Here is a 14333-nt window from a genome sequence, read left to right as displayed (position 1 = left end):
CGCGTCCCCGGGCCCGGTCGGCACCGGCCCACCGGGCCCGGGGACGCGCACCGCGGCTGCGGGCCGGACGGTTGTCGGCGCGCTACCTGACCGACCATTCGGCGGCCCCACCCGTGTCGCCCACCGCCGTCGGACGCTGGTTCGGACTGGATCACCCCGCGATCGACCCGACGCTGGCGACCCAGGGCCTGTGCGATCAGCTGCTGACCCGATACGGCGTGATCACCCGCGGCAGCGTCGCCTCGGAAGAGGTCACGGGTGGCTTCGCTCGTGTCTACAAGGCGCTCACCGTCTTCGAGGACAACGGGCACGTGCGGCGCGGTTACTACGTCGACGGGCTCGGCGGTGCCCAGTTCGCGTCGCCGGCGACGGTCGACGAGCTGCGGCGGCACGCACTCCCCGACCGCAAACCGCCGCGGGAGGCCACCGTGCTGGCCGCCACCGACCCGGCCAACCCGTTCGGCGCCGCGCTCGAATGGCCACGGTCCCGGGACGCCGATGCCGGTCACCGACCCGGCCGTAAACCGGGAGCGCTGGTGGTCCTGGTCGACGGCGAACTGGCATGCTTCGTCGAACGCGGCGGCAAGACCCTGCTCACCTTCACCGACTCCATCCCACGCCTGGAGTCGGCGGCCGGGGCCCTGGTCGCGCTCGTACGCCGCGGTCGGATCTCGCGGCTCACCATCGATCACATCGACTCCGAACCCGTGCGCGGCACCGACTTCGGCAAGGTTCTGGTCGAGGCCGGATTCTCGACGACCCCACGCGGCATCCGGCTACGTTTCGGTGACCATGCCTGAGGAGAACCGTGCCTGAGGAGAACCATGCCTGAGGGCGACACCGTCTTCGCCGCCGCGGCCAGACTGCGCGCCGGACTCGCGGGCCACGTGCTGGAATCCTCGGACTTCCGCATACCGTCGCTGGCCACCGCCGACCTCTCCGGCCGCGAGGTGGTCTCGGTCCGTTCACGCGGCAAACACCTCCTCATCGATGTCGACGAGAGCAGTCCGGGAGCCGGGGACGCCCTCAGCATCCACTCGCACCTGAAGATGGAAGGTGCCTGGCATGTCCACCGGCGCGGCCAACGGTGGAGACGTCCCGCCTACCAGGCACGAGCGGTCCTGCGCACCGCCGACCACGAGGCAGTCGGCTTCGATCTCGGCGTACTCGAGTTGCTCGCCGACCCCGACGCCGCTCTGGACTACCTCGGACCGGATCTGCTCGACGACGATTTCGACCGCGAGGAGGCCATCCGCCGGCTCGCCTCGCAGCCGGCGGAGACGATCGGCTCGGCCCTGCTCGACCAGCGTCTGATCGCGGGGATCGGCAACGTCTTCCGCAGCGAGATCTGCTTTCTCCGCCGCGTCCTGCCCACCCGGCCGGTGGGCGAGGTGGAGCTCGGGCCCGTCGTCGATCTCAGCCGACGACTCCTGTGGGCCAACCGGATGCGGTCCGCGCGCACCACGACGGGTAACACGTCTCCCAACGCCCGCATGTGGGTCTACGGCCGCCACGGCCGCCTGTGTCGTCGATGTGCCACTCCGGTGCGGCGCGGTGAACTCGCCTCTCCCGGCGGAGAACGGTCGATCTACTGGTGCCCCCGCTGCCAGACCTGAACGTGGCGCGAGGACGCCGGGATGACGTCGACGCTCACTCCGGGACCGGCACCGGCTCCAGAATCTCCGGGCGTGCCTCTGGTGCGGCCGCCCGCAGCGCATCGGCCGAGTCGTCGTCGGGCTGGCGCTGCGAGGCGACCTCGGCCTCGACCCGCGCGACGTAGGTCGCCACCTCGAAGTCGCGTTGCTCGGTGGTCCAACCGAGGAGCGGCGCCAGCAGATCGGCGACCTCGTCGGCGCAGTCGACGCCGCGGTGCGAGTACTCGATCGCGATGCGCGTTCGTCGGGCCAGGACGTCCTCGAGGTGCAGTGCCGCTTCGGAGACCGCGGCGTACACCACCTCGACGCGCAGATACTGCGGTGCGGCAGCGAGCGGTCGGAGCAGCGACCGGTCGGCGTCGGCGTAGTACAGCACGTCGTCGATGAGTGAGCCGTACCGGTTGAGCAATCGCCGAATACGGTACGGGTGCAACCCGAATCGCTGCCCGAGGTGTTCGCACTGATTGATGAGCGCGAAGTAGCCGTCGGCGCCGAGCAGCGGGACCCGCTCGGTGATCGACGGCGCGACCCGGGTGGGGATGAAGTCGTTGCACGCGTCGACGGCGTCGGCAGCCATCACCCGGTAGGTGGTGTACTTGCCGCCCGCGATCGACACCAGACCGGGCGCGACAGTCGCGACCGCGTGCTCACGCGACAGCTTCGAGGTCTCGTCGTCCTCACCGGCGAGCAGCGGACGCAACCCTGCGTACACACCTTCGATGTCGTCGTGCGTCAGCTTGGTCACGAGGACCTCGTTGACCCGTTCGAGGATGTAGTCGATGTCGGCACGGGTGGCGGCCGGGTGCGCGAGGTCGAGGTTCCAGTCGGTGTCGGTGGTGCCGATAATCCAGTGCGTCTCCCACGGGATGACGAACAGCACCGAGTTGGCCGTGCGGAGGATGATCGCGGTCTCGCTGACGATGCGGTCGCGGGGCACCACGATGTGCACACCCTTGGACGCGCGCACCTTGAAGTGTCCGCGCTGACGCGACAGAGCCTGTACCTCGTCGGTCCACACCCCCGCGGCGTTGATGACGCAGTGGGCCCGGATCTCGGTGACGTCGCCGTTCTCGGTGTCACGCACCCGGACTCCGAGCACCCGGTCGGACTCACGCAGGAAACCGATCACCTGGGTGGACGTGCGGATGACCGCGCCGTAATTGGCGGCCGTACGGGCGACCGTGAGGCTGTGCCGCGCATCGTCGACGACGGTGTCGTAGTACCGGATTCCGCCGATGAGCGAATTGCGCTTGAGCGCGGGTGCCACCCGCAGCGCACCCGACCGCGTGACGTGACGTTGTCCGGGAACTGACTTGGCGCCACCCATGCGGTCGTAGAGAAAGATGCCTGCGCCCACATACGGCCGCTCCCAGACGCGCTGGGTGAGCGGGTAGAGGAACGGCAGCGGCTTGACGAGGTGGGGTGCGAGAAAGCGCAGTGAAAGCTCACGTTCCCTCAGTGCCTCACGTACCAGACCGAATTCGAGTTGCTCGAGATAGCGGAGCCCGCCGTGAAACATCTTCGACGACCGACTCGACGTACCTGACGCGATGTCGCGGGCCTCCACGAGCGCCACCCGCAGGCCGCGCGTCGCCGCGTCGAGCGCGGCGCCGACGCCCACCACCCCGCCGCCGATGACCAGGACATCGAACTGTTCGGCACCGAGTCTGCGCCACGCCTCGGCGTGATAGAGCGGCCCCATGTCGGCCGGCCGGTCCGGATTGAACTCGGTGTTCATGCTTGCCGAGCCTAATTGATCTCGGCCGACGCGACAGCGTGCGACACTGTCCGGCGTGGGCAGGGCAGGCAGATACGTGGCGGCGATCGACCAGGGCACCACCTCGACCCGGGCGATGATCTTCGATCACAAGGGGCGCGTCGTCGGCGTCGAACAACTCGAGCACGAACAGATCTTTCCCCGCGCGGGCTGGGTCGAACACGATGCCGCCGAGATCTGGCGCAACACCCGCCGGGTCGGCGCCGCCGCCCTGGCGTCGGCGGACCTGACCGCCAAGGACATCGTGGCGTGTGGACTCACCAATCAGCGCGAGACGACGGTCATCTGGGACCGCGAGACCGGCACACCGGTGCACAATGCGATCGTCTGGCAGGACACCCGTACCAGCGACCTGTGCGAGGAACTCGCCGGTGACGTCGGCGACGACCGGTACCGCGATCGCACGGGACTGCCGCTGTCCACCTACTTCGCCGGCCCCAAGGCGCGTTGGATCCTCGACTCCGTCGACGGCCTCCGCGAGCGCGCCGAGAACGGCGAATTGTGTTTCGGCACCATGGATTCCTGGATCGCCTGGAACATGACCGGCGGAGTGGACGGTGGCCAACACGTCACCGACGTCACCAACGCCTCGCGCACCATGTTGATGGACCTGCGCACCCAGACCTGGGACGCCGACATCTGCGCCGAGATGGGTATCCCGATGGCGATGCTCCCCGAGATCCGCAGCTCCTCCGGCGATTTCGGCTCGCTGCGCGGCAACGGACCTCTCCCCGGTGTGCCGCTGTCGGGAATCCTGGGCGACCAGCAGGCGGCCACCTTCGGACAGGCGTGCCTGGAGCCCGGCGAGGCGAAGAACACCTACGGGACCGGGAACTTCCTGCTGCTCAACACCGGCACGGAACCGGTCTTCAGCGAGCACGGCCTGCTGACCACCGTCTGTTACCGGATCGGTGACCAGCCCGCTCGCTACGCCCTGGAGGGATCGATCGCGGTGACCGGTTCGCTCATCCAGTGGCTGCGCGACAACCTGGGGTTGTTCGCGCAGGCATCCGATGTCGAGAAGCTGGCCGCGGAGGTCGAGGACAACGGCGGCGCGTACTTCGTCCCCGCCTTCTCCGGTTTGTTCGCGCCGCGGTGGCGATCCGATGCGCGCGGCGTCATCGTCGGCCTGACCCGGTTCGTGAACAAGAGTCACCTCGCGCGAGCGGCCCTGGAGGCCAGCGCTTTCCAGACCCGCGAGGTGATCGAGGCGATGCAGGCCGACTCGGGGGTCGAGCTGTCGACACTGAAGGTCGACGGCGGAATGGTGGTGAACGAACTGCTGATGCAGTTCCAGGCCGACATCCTCGACGTCCCGGTCGTGCGACCTGTTGTCAACGAGACGACTGCGCTCGGCGCCGCCTACGCCGCCGGTCTGGCCGTGGGGTTCTGGGAGAGCGAGGACGACATCCGCGCCAACTGGGCCGAGGACCGCCGGTGGGAACCCGGGATGGACCAGGAACGTCGCGACGGTCTCTACGCGGAATGGAACCGGGCCGTCGAGCACAGCTTCGGCCTGGCCTGAGCGGCCGCGCAGATCACATGACGTGGTCGGCGAGTATCGCCACCACCCCGGCGCCCGCACCGAGAGCCGCGGCCGCCTCGTAGGCGGTTTCGCGGAGCGCTTTCCGGGGCGACTGGCCGGCGAGGGACGTCGACATCGCCGCCAGCACGCAGTCGAGCGCCCGCGCGCGCCGGAAACTGTCCCGCTGAGCATCGATGTCGCCACGGCGGTGATGCGTGAATGCATCGAAATCGTGTTGCGCGGCAAGCAGTCGCAGGCGGGAGGCGTCGTCCGGCGCGGCGGAACCGTGCTGGCGCCAGTGCCGGGTGACGTCACGGATCTCCGGCGTGGACGCCGCCGTCACATCCAGGGCTGTCGCGACGAGTTGCTGCAGGCAGCGGGTGATGTCCTCGTCGGGGACGGCGTCGACGAGCCGCGCGACCCCACCGGGCAACCGGTCGACTCGGGTCAGCACGGGACTCCCCCCATGGGTTCCCGCCCTGACCGGGTCGCGGTCACGTGCCACCCGGCTTCGCGGGCGCCGGGGCCTCGACGTCGGTCGTCGTGCTGGAGGCCGGGTGGTCCCCACCGGCATCCCGGGACGGTGATGCGTCGGTGCTCTCGGGAGCCGGTCCGGGTGCGGGCTCCGGTGTCGAGGGAAATGTCGGGCGAACCCAGTCGCCGATGACCGGCGGACCGACGAGCGGCATGTCGCCGACGATCTCGGCGCCGTGCTCGCGGGTGTTCAGATATGGTGCGGCCCGGTGTGTCTCGTCGTCGCCACCGGGTCGGCGCGATCCGGGCGGAACCCCGAGGGGACCCGGGGAGCCGATACCTCCCGGGCGCTGCGCGACGGCGCCCGGCGGGGTGGACGCCGACGGGGTTGATACCGACGGGGGCGACGTGACAGGCGCCGACGGCGGGGCCGCCGACGAAGGTCCCGGGGCGGGCGCGGCCATGGCGAGCGGCGCGATCGGACCGGAGGAGCCACCCGGCAGTCCGCTCGCAGCTCCCGACGCGGAGCCGGCGGGGTGGGGGGTCGGGTGCTGGGAGCCCGGCACTGACGACGCACCTCTCGTCACCGCCTCGGGTGACCCACGCCCGCCACGGAGCAGACCGTCCGGTCCGTCCCCGCCTGCGCGCGGTGCCGACCCCGCCGAGGGCCCCGATGCGGCGGCCGGGGCTGCTGTCGCGCCCGGACCGCCACCCGCCGGGCCCGGCCCGGCAGCAGGGACCCCTGTCGGCGTGGCCCGGGTCCCCGACGGTCCGAAATCGCCGGCGTCGACCGTGTTGGCGGCCTGACCACGCGCCGTCTCCGATCCGGTGCCACCGGCAGCGGACCGCGTGACGTCGCCCGTCCCGAGCCCGGACGTCATCCCGTTGGCGTTGACCGGCTCCCGCGGCAGCGTGTACTGGACACCGATCATCGGGGACGAGTACGTGCCGGTCATCGTCCGGTCCACCTCGTGCCGGACCGAGGCCGCCTGCTCAGGGTTGTCGCGCAGGTGTTGCTGCAGTTCCCGGAGACGACCCTCCTGACCGCGCGTCGACTCCAGGATTCCGGCGGCGCCGGACATCGCGTCGCCTATCTGCCCTGCGGACGCCGAGGTCGTCGCCATGTCCGCCGACAACGAGCGGCCGGCCTCCAGCGCCGCATCCGAGGCCTGACCAGACATCTGATCGCCGAACATGCCGTGCATCGCCTCGGCTGCCCGTCGTACCGCCTCGATCGCCTGCAGGATCGTGTTGACGTCACCGTCGGCCACACCAGGATTCATGGAGGAGAGGACGTCGAGCACCTCGTCGATGCCCATCCCCGCCCACTCGGTCCGCGCACCGTCGAAACCGCGATCGTTGCCGGCACCGTGGGTGTTGTAGAACTGCTCAGGCGATGACACGACACCTCCCTCGTCGCGGACCGGACAGCCGGGTCGGCCAAATCGCTATGACCCTACCGTCACCGCGGGAGGTCGGGATGGGCGCGCGGCATCCTGTGTACAACCGGGGCGATGTGGATGGCGGATCGGGTCAGTCGAGATCGTCGTGGCGGACGAGCTGACGGGCCGCCTCGGTGATGGACCCCGTCAGCGACGGGTACACCGAGAACGTCTGCGCGAGGTCGCCGACCGTCAGCTTGTTCTGGACGGCGAGGGCGATCGGCAGGATGAGTTCGGATGCGTTGGGCGCCACCACCACTCCGCCGATGACGACACCCGTCGCCGGCCGGCAGAAGATCTTCACGAACCCGCGCCGGAGCCCGCTCATCTTGGCCCGGGGGTTGGTCGCCAGCGGGAGCATCACGGTCCGTGCCGGGTATTCGCCGGTGTCGATGGCGTTCTGCGACACCCCGACGGTGGCGATCTCGGGACGTGTGAAGATCGCTGACGCAACGGTTTTCAACTTGATGGGGCTGACGCCCTCGCCGAGTGCGTGATACATCGCGATGCGTCCCTGCATCGCTGCCACCGACGCGAGCGGAAGGAGTCCGGTGCAGTCCCCGGCGGCGTAGATACCGGCCACCGACGTGCGCGAGACGCGGTCCACGTCGATGTATCCGCCCTTGCCGACCGCGACCCCGGCACGTTCGAGACCGAGATCGGAGGTGTTGGGGATCGACCCGACGGTCATCAGCACGTGGGTGCCGGTGACGGTCGATCCGTCGGCCAGATGTGCGGTGACGGTGTCGCCGGAACGTTCGACCCGGTCGGCCCGGGCGTGTTTGACGAGTTCGACGCCGCGTTCGGCGAGCGCGTCCTCGAGGACCAGCGCGGCATCCTCGTCCTCGTGCGGGAGCACTCGGTCACGGCTGGACACCAGCGTCACCTTCACACCCAGTTCGGTGTAGGCGTGGACGAACTCGGCGCCGGTCACACCGGACCCGATGACGACGAGATGTTCGGGCAGTTCCTCGAGGTCGTAGAGCTGACGCCAGGTGAGGATGCGTTCGCCGTCGGGCTGTGCGTCGGGCAGGACCCGCGGCGACGCGCCGGTGGCGAGCAGCACCACGTCACCGTCGAAGCGCTGCGTGGTGCCGTCGGCCAGGGTCGCCAGCACCGAGTGCGACGACACCCCGACCTGCGACTCGTCGAGCGTGGCGGTCCCGTTGACGAGCTTCACGCCCTCGCTGACGAGCCGCGACCGGATGTCGGCGGACTGTGCGAACGCGAGGTCCCGGACGCGCTGGTGGATCTGCGGCAGCGTGACCATCGTGTCGTCGGCCTTGATGTTGATGCCGAGGTCGACGGCGCGTCGGACCTCGGTGCGGATGCCGGTCGAGGCGATGAACGTTTTCGACGGCACGCAGTCCCACAGGACGCAGGCGCCGCCGATCCCGTCCGAATCGATCACCGTGATGTCGGCTCCGTAGGCGGCCGCGGCGAGTGCGGCCTCGTAGCCTGCCGGTCCGCCGCCGATGATGACGATCCTGGTCACTGTCACTCCTGTTCCTCGCCGGTGCTCCGCGGCCCCTCGTGGGGGCGTCGCGCACCGGCTGCGTGTCGTCGAGGTCTGTCGAGGTCGCGTGGGTGGTGCGTTACTCGGGGGCGAACCGGGCAAGCGGCGTTCGCGCCGCCTACCAAACTAGTCGCGCGGCGTCGGCGTCGTGCACGAGGCCGACCCGCGTCGGACCGACCGGCCGGTGTCGGTGATGTCGGACACGTCAGGGCGCCGGGGATGCACGGATCACACCGGGCCGCCGCGGGTCGGTGTCACCTTCCGGACTCGCCGTGGACCATCTAGGCTCCATCCGTGCCGATTTACGCAGCCTACGGATCCAACATGCATCCCGAGCAGATGGCCGAGCGCGCTCCGCACTCGCCGATGTCGGGCACCGGATGGCTCCGCGGCTGGCGTCTGACCTTCGGCGGCGGCGACATCGGGTGGGAAGGTTCGCTGGCCACGGTCACCGAGGATCGCGACGACCCGGAGGCGCGTGTATTCGTCGTCCTCTACGACGTCACCACCGAGGACGAGGACCTCCTGGACCGCTGGGAGGGTTCCGAACTCGGCATCCACCGCAAGATCCGCGCGCGCGTCGACACCGAAGACGGACCCGTCCTGGCGTGGCTGTATGTCCTCGACGCGTTCGAGGGTGGTCTGCCCTCGGCGCGCTACCTCGGTGTGATGGCCGAGGCCGCCGAGATCGCCGGGGCACCCGCTGAGTACGTGCAGGACCTTCGGTTGCGCGAGTCGCGCAATGTCGGGCCCGGGCCGGGGCCCGCTGAGTGATCCCTTCGACGGCGGAGTGATCGAGTCGGGGTTCAGCCTGCCGCGCTGCGCGCGTTGAGGACGATCCCCGCCAATGCGCGGACCCCGATGGCAAGGGCGCGTTCGTCGAGGTCGAAGTTGGGTGCGTGCAGGTCCACCTGGGGTCCGAAACCGTCCCAGACGCCGAGGCGGGCCATCGCTCCCGGCACCTGTTCGAGGTACCACGAGAAGTCTTCCCCACCGGGCGATTGCGGCGTGTCCGCAACAGCCCGGGGGCCGATCGCGGACACGGACCGTTCGAACATCCCGACGGCGGTCTCGTCGTTGACCACGGGTGGCACGCCCCGGAAGTACGAGAGGTCGTAACGGACGCCCAGGGGCGCGAGCAGTTCGCCGATGACGCTGCGCACCAGGGGTTCGAGTTCGGCCCAGGTCGCGTGGTCGCCGGTACGAACCGTCCCCCGCATACGCCCTTCCTGCGGAATGGCGTTGGGGGCGCTGCCCGCGTTGGCGGCACCCCACACCATCACCGTGCCTGAGCGTGGGTCGACGCGACGGGACAGGATGCCGGGAAGCCCGGTGATGACGGTGCCCATCGCGTAGATCAGGTCGCCGGTGAGGTGCGGACGCGAGGTGTGGCCGCCCGCGGAATGCAGGTGCAGTTCGATGTGATCGGCCGCCGAGGTCAGGGGTCCGGAGCGGAGTCCGATGGCCCCGACGGGGAGGCGCGGGTCGCAGTGCAGCGCGAAGATCCGGCCCAGGCCGTTGGTGACGCCGGCCTCGATGGCGTCGAGCGCGCCGCCCGGCATGACCTCCTCGGCGGCCTGGAAGATCAGGCGCACACCCACGGGTAGGGGTTCGGCGGCGGCGAGGAGTTTGGCGACACCGAGGAGGATGGCGGTGTGCGCATCGTGACCGCACGAGTGCGAGGCGCCGTCGACGGTCGACGTGAACGGCAGACCGGTGTGTTCGGTGATGGGCAGCGCGTCCATGTCGGCGCGCAGACCGATGCGGGGTTCGCCGGACGGTCCGAGGTCGCAGACCACACCGGTGCCCAGCGGCAGGCGCCGTGGGGTGAGACCGGCGGCGGACAGCTCCGCCATCACGAGCTCGGTGGTGCGAACCTCCTGCCGCGAGAGTTCGGGGTGCGCATGGATGTCCCGGCGCCACGCGATGAGCTCGGTTCCGTGGGCGGCGAGCCAGGCGTCGATGGGGTTGTCGGCCGCGGCGAAGCCCGCTCCCGCGGCGGTCATCAGAACACTCCGGGCGGCGTCGGTGTCGCCAGGTCCTCGAGCAGCGGGGCGCGGAACCCGCGCTTGATCAGTGCGAGGTTGCGTCCGACGGTCGAGGCCCGAGCCGCGGCGATCTCGGCTGCGCGGGCGGCGAGCTGCCCGACCTCGACCGCCTCGTCGACGATGCCGGCGTCCACCGCGGCGTCGGCGGCGTAGCGACGGCTGGTGTACATCGCCTCGGTCGCGGTCCGGTCGTCGAGTCTGGTGCGCAGCAGGGTGGCCATCCCGCGGGTGAAGGGCATGGACAGCGCGGCCTCGGGCAGCGACCAGAATCCGCGTTCCGTACGCATCAGGACGTGGTCGGTGCACAGCGCGAGCATCGCGCCCGCCCCGAACGCGTGGCCGTTGATCGCGCTGACGGTCGGCACGGGCAGCGTGAGGACCTTCGCGTAGAGCGCGTGGACGCGGTCGAGGTAACCGGGAAGCTGATCGGGCGCGGCGAAGATGTGATCGGTGTCGAGTCCGTTGGAGAAGAACTTGCCGGTGGCCGTGATCACGAGCGGATGCGTCGGATTCGCAATGACGTCGTCGAGCAACCCGTCGACCTCGTCCAGCCAGTCCAGCCGGAAGCGGTTCTCCGGGTTGGACTCGCTGATCTCCTCCCCGCGGGCACCGAGCTGGAGTTCGACGACCTCACCGGTCTCGTTCAGATAAGGCATGTGCCGACCTTATCGCCTGCCGTCTCCGGGCCACCGACGCGATCGCCCGGGCGGTCTCGGCATGCCATCGGCGGGAGCGCCCACGGTTTAGGGTTGGCGCATGGATCCCACTGTCGACGCAGACGCCGCGGCGGTCGCCGCCGCGGCCATGATCGCCGCCGAGACCGACGCTGCAACACACGATGTCGCAGTCATCCTCGGGTCCGGGTGGGCGCCGGCAGCCGAAGCGTTCGGTCGGCCGGTTCGTTCGGTGCCGATGGCCGCGATTCCCGGCTTCACGGCACCCGTGGCCGCCGGTCACGGCGGAGTGGTGCATTCGGTTCGTGTCGCCGATCGTCGGATTCTGTTGATGCTCGGTCGTATTCACGCTTACGAAGGACACGATCTGGCCCGTGTCGTACACCCGGTCCGGACGGCCGCGGCCGCCGGTGTGCGCTCCATCGTGCTGACCAACGCGGCGGGCGGCCTGCGCGAGGACATGACGGTTGGCCAGCCGGTGCTGATCTCCGACCATCTCAATCTGACGGCCCGGTCACCGCTGGTCGGCGCCCGGTTCGTCGACCTCGTCGACGCCTATGCGCCACGTCTGCGCGACATCGCTCGCCGCATCGACCCCGACCTCGCCGAAGGCGTGTATGCGGGACTGCCGGGCCCGCACTACGAGACACCTGCCGAGATCCGCATGCTGCGCACGATGGGAGCCGACCTGGTCGGTATGTCGACGGTCCACGAGACCATCGCGGCCCGCGCCGCCGGGCTCGACGTACTCGGGGTGTCGCTGGTCACGAATCTCGCGGCGGGCATGACCGGCGAGCACCTGAGCCACGCGGAGGTGCTGGAGGTGGGGCGCGCGTCGGCGACCCGCATGGGTGAGCTGTTGGCGCAGATCGTCGGCGAACTGTAGACACGCACGGACCCCGGACCGGCGCGAACCGAAGGAGCGACATGAGTTATCCACCGAGCGGTCCGGCCGGCTACCCACAGGGCGGTTACCCGCAGGGCGGTTATCCACAGGGCCGGCCGACTCCCGGGCCGCCCCGGTCGCCCTGGTCGTCGCCCGCCGTGCTGGTGGCGATCGGTGCAGGTGTGCTGCTGGTCGTCGCAGCGGTGCTCGCAGCCCTGCTCTTCATTCCCGCCGACGACGAGTCGGCGGACCGCGACTCCGCGGACGGCGGGCAGTCGTCGACTCCGACCTTCACCAGCACGGTCACCCGGTCAGCCGAGACGACGCCCACCACCACGACGCCGACTACCCCCAGCACCTCGTCGACTCCGCCACGCCCGATCCCCACCGTCTCCGGCGCGGACTGGCAGGGATTCACCGACGGTCCACGTTGCAATGCCGCGGGTGACCCCGCCGTCGCGGTGGGTCAGACCTCTCGATCGCGCGTGGTGATCTGCCAGGTCGGTAGCCAGTCGGGCCGCTGGTATTACAAGGGCCTCGCACCCGAGGGTGGAATCGAACTGCAATTCCCCACCCGTACGGGCGACACCTTCGAGGCACGCAACGGAGCCGTCAGCTACCTCGTCTCACCGACGAGCCTCACCATCGTCGAGAACGGCTCTGTGCTGACCGCCGAGCCGATGCTGGCGTACTGGTCACTGCCCGGTTGATCGGTTATCGGCGGGGCTGACACACCGCCTCGGCGGACGGGGCCCGGTAACACTGTGGAGTTGTCAAGGTACGGATGCGGTCCCGGGGGCCGGGTGCGGAAGGTGCTACGCGAAGTTTGTTGTGTTAGCGGGCAATTCAGTCGGCCTGAGATCAGGCGGCGTCATCGAGTCGCATCGTGCGGCGGTTGTAAGCGGGTAGTGGTCGGCGTTGCGGGTCGATGGTGGCGGGTGGGACGAGCCAGGGGTGTCGGTCGAAACCCATCACGATGTCCCAGCCGTGGTGGTGGACCTGGGTGTGGCAGCGTTGGCAGAGCAGGCATCCGTTGTCGAGGTCGGTGGTGCCGCCGTCGGCCCAGTGGGCGATGTGGTGGACCTGCGTGTGTGATGGTGGTGCACCGCATTTGATGCAGCAGCTGTCGCGGATGATGACGGCTTTGCGGAGGTGGGCGGGGAACAGTCGACGGGTCTGTCCCATCTGTAGCGGTACACTTTCGCCGTCGAGGATGATCTCGGTGAGCGATCCGTCGCAGGACACCTCCTTGGCGGCAGCCTGTGTGACCGATCCCGTCCACGGCAGGCTGGCCGGATCGGAACCCGTCGCGGGAATGGTCAGCAGCAGCTGAGTGCGTGGGCTGCCGATGCTGTCGATGCTCGCTCCGAGTGCTGCTTGGTCGAGGATGAGTTCGAGGGCATCAGCGCGACGTTGTTCTGCGGTGCGGCGGTCGTCGGCACCGTCGGGTTCGGGTCTCGGGCAGGAGCGTTCGTCGATCATGGTGAGGAACTTTTCGCCGACGGTCTGGGTGAGGTCGGCGCGGATGTCGACGCGTCCGTCGTCGGTGGTGTGGGCATTGACCGCGTTCAGAGTCGAATCGTCCGCGGCGGGGATCCCGGTGTCGGTTGCGTCGGCCAGGATGTTGCCGATGGTGCGGGCGTGTTGGAGTACTTGTGCCGGCGTGGCACCGGACAGGGCTTGACCGGCTAGCTCGATCTCGTGTGAACTCTTGTCGTTGTCCGAAAGCCCTTCAGGACAGCGTGTCTCGATGTGGCGCATACCGCGGACGATGGCGTCGACGATCTCGGTGGACAGCCGTCCGTCGCCGGCGTGACGGGCGAGAGTAGGTAGCGCTGGTAGGGCGTCGACGATGCGCATGATCCGGTGGACGGCAGCGGGCGCGTAACCCATCTCGATCAACAGTTTCTTGGTGGTGCTGCCCGCCATCTGTGCGACGCCCAGTTCATCGAGTCGCGTTGCATGCAGGACGATCTGATGGTCGACTGCGTTGCGAATCAACCGCAGGGTGTCTAGCGCATCGAATGTTGTTCGACCGCTGGGATCGTCGGCGGGCGGGGTGGTCTCGATGAGCCGATCGAGGAGGGTGGCGAGCTCGGGCATGACTCCACTGTACGGGAACATGCGTTCGACTACGAGGACTTTCCACAAGCCCTTGATTTCGGAAGGTGTTGCCGCATAGTCGAAATCGGCGCAGCCGACTCAGAACGACAACTGTGGTGAACTCCTGTCCCACCCGTTTCGTTTCTTATCCAAAAGTGGTGGATCTATTGTTCAGACCGAGGCGAACCTCGCCGAGGATGCGTCCCTTCCGTACCGCTCCCCGCGACTCTTGG

The 14333-nt window shown here is 69.2% G+C and carries 12 protein-coding genes and 1 pseudogene; 6 read left to right on the top strand and 7 right to left on the bottom strand.

The window, feature by feature from the left end; all coding sequences use genetic code 11:
• Positions 1 to 800 (top strand): annotated as a pseudogene (locus tag MAY35_RS15310) (DEAD/DEAH box helicase); the annotation flags it as partial.
• 24 nt (positions 801 to 824) lie between these two features.
• Positions 825 to 1616: a DNA-formamidopyrimidine glycosylase family protein gene (locus MAY35_RS15305; protein WP_238422149.1), complete on the top strand. Its 792-nt coding sequence runs from the start codon at positions 825 to 827 to the stop codon at positions 1614 to 1616.
• 34 nt (positions 1617 to 1650) lie between these two features.
• On the opposite strand, the gene glpD is transcribed toward MAY35_RS15305, so the two are convergent.
• Complete coding sequence (glpD, locus tag MAY35_RS15300) at positions 1651 to 3393, bottom strand: glycerol-3-phosphate dehydrogenase (RefSeq protein ID WP_238422148.1); 1743 nt, start codon at positions 3391 to 3393, stop codon at positions 1651 to 1653.
• A 76-nt stretch (positions 3394 to 3469) separates the two neighbouring features.
• Between glpD and glpK the strand changes: the two genes are divergently transcribed.
• Positions 3470 to 4957: a glycerol kinase GlpK gene (gene glpK / locus MAY35_RS15295; protein ID WP_238422163.1), complete on the top strand. Its 1488-nt coding sequence runs from the start codon at positions 3470 to 3472 to the stop codon at positions 4955 to 4957.
• A 13-nt stretch (positions 4958 to 4970) separates the two neighbouring features.
• On the opposite strand, the gene MAY35_RS15290 is transcribed toward glpK, so the two are convergent.
• From MAY35_RS15290 to MAY35_RS15280, 3 genes are all read right to left on the bottom strand, one after another.
• The gene (locus MAY35_RS15290) at positions 4971 to 5411 is read right to left on the bottom strand and encodes a hypothetical protein (protein ID WP_238422147.1); all 441 of its coding nucleotides are present in this window, start codon (positions 5409 to 5411) and stop codon (positions 4971 to 4973) included.
• Positions 5412 to 5451: 40 nt separating this feature from the next.
• Positions 5452 to 6834: a hypothetical protein gene (locus MAY35_RS15285; protein ID WP_238422146.1), complete on the bottom strand. Its 1383-nt coding sequence runs from the start codon at positions 6832 to 6834 to the stop codon at positions 5452 to 5454.
• A gap of 130 nt (positions 6835 to 6964) precedes the next feature.
• Positions 6965 to 8368 carry an NAD(P)H-quinone dehydrogenase gene (locus tag MAY35_RS15280; RefSeq protein WP_238422145.1) on the bottom strand — a complete coding sequence of 468 codons (1404 nt, stop codon included), beginning with the start codon at positions 8366 to 8368 and terminating at the stop codon, positions 6965 to 6967.
• Between the two features lie 315 nt (positions 8369 to 8683).
• Here MAY35_RS15280 and MAY35_RS15275 point away from each other — a divergent pair, with 315 nt between their 5' ends.
• On the top strand, positions 8684 to 9163 hold the full coding sequence (locus MAY35_RS15275; RefSeq protein WP_238422144.1) for a gamma-glutamylcyclotransferase: 480 nt from the start codon (positions 8684 to 8686) through the stop codon (positions 9161 to 9163).
• A gap of 32 nt (positions 9164 to 9195) precedes the next feature.
• On the opposite strand, the gene MAY35_RS15270 is transcribed toward MAY35_RS15275, so the two are convergent.
• Together MAY35_RS15270 and MAY35_RS15265 are read right to left on the bottom strand one after the other, a co-directional pair.
• Positions 9196 to 10395, bottom strand: coding sequence for an amidohydrolase (locus MAY35_RS15270; RefSeq protein ID WP_238422143.1), 1200 nt, complete (start codon positions 10393 to 10395; stop codon positions 9196 to 9198).
• Positions 10395 to 11093: an enoyl-CoA hydratase/isomerase family protein gene (locus MAY35_RS15265; protein ID WP_238422142.1), complete on the bottom strand. Its 699-nt coding sequence runs from the start codon at positions 11091 to 11093 to the stop codon at positions 10395 to 10397. The genes MAY35_RS15270 and MAY35_RS15265 overlap by 1 nt, the downstream gene beginning before the upstream one ends.
• A gap of 100 nt (positions 11094 to 11193) precedes the next feature.
• Here MAY35_RS15265 and MAY35_RS15260 point away from each other — a divergent pair, with 100 nt between their 5' ends.
• Both MAY35_RS15260 and MAY35_RS15255 read left to right on the top strand, forming a co-directional pair.
• Positions 11194 to 11997 carry a purine-nucleoside phosphorylase gene (locus MAY35_RS15260; protein ID WP_238422141.1) on the top strand — a complete coding sequence of 268 codons (804 nt, stop codon included), beginning with the start codon at positions 11194 to 11196 and terminating at the stop codon, positions 11995 to 11997.
• Between the two features lie 41 nt (positions 11998 to 12038).
• Positions 12039 to 12707 carry a hypothetical protein gene (locus tag MAY35_RS15255; protein ID WP_238422140.1) on the top strand — a complete coding sequence of 223 codons (669 nt, stop codon included), beginning with the start codon at positions 12039 to 12041 and terminating at the stop codon, positions 12705 to 12707.
• A gap of 151 nt (positions 12708 to 12858) precedes the next feature.
• Here MAY35_RS15255 and MAY35_RS15250 read toward each other — a convergent pair whose 3' ends face one another.
• Positions 12859 to 14121: an HNH endonuclease signature motif containing protein gene (locus MAY35_RS15250; RefSeq protein WP_238422139.1), complete on the bottom strand. Its 1263-nt coding sequence runs from the start codon at positions 14119 to 14121 to the stop codon at positions 12859 to 12861.
• Between the last annotated feature and the right edge of the window lie 212 nt (positions 14122 to 14333).

This window comes from Gordonia sp. 'Campus' (assembly GCF_022206305.1).
Taxonomy (GTDB): domain Bacteria; phylum Actinomycetota; class Actinomycetes; order Mycobacteriales; family Mycobacteriaceae; genus Gordonia.
The sequence above is the reverse complement of the archived record's forward strand: the minus strand, read 5'-3'. Positions and strand labels throughout refer to the sequence as shown.

Bases quoted from the DNA above. Each gene is read 5' to 3' on its own strand.
- MAY35_RS15270 (WP_238422143.1), bottom strand. From the start codon at position 10,395: ATGACCGCCGCGGGAGCGGGCTTCGCCGCGGCCGACAACCCCATCGAC.
- MAY35_RS15265 (WP_238422142.1), bottom strand. From the start codon at position 11,093: ATGCCTTATCTGAACGAGACCGGTGAGGTCGTCGAACTCCAGCTCGGT.
- MAY35_RS15260 (WP_238422141.1), top strand. From the start codon at position 11,194: ATGGATCCCACTGTCGACGCAGACGCCGCGGCGGTCGCCGCCGCGGCC.
- MAY35_RS15250 (WP_238422139.1), bottom strand. From the start codon at position 14,121: ATGTTCCCGTACAGTGGAGTCATGCCCGAGCTCGCCACCCTCCTCGAT.
- MAY35_RS15255 (WP_238422140.1), top strand. From the start codon at position 12,039: ATGAGTTATCCACCGAGCGGTCCGGCCGGCTACCCACAGGGCGGTTAC.
- glpD (WP_238422148.1), bottom strand. From the start codon at position 3,393: ATGAACACCGAGTTCAATCCGGACCGGCCGGCCGACATGGGGCCGCTC.
- MAY35_RS15305 (WP_238422149.1), top strand. From the start codon at position 825: ATGCCTGAGGGCGACACCGTCTTCGCCGCCGCGGCCAGACTGCGCGCC.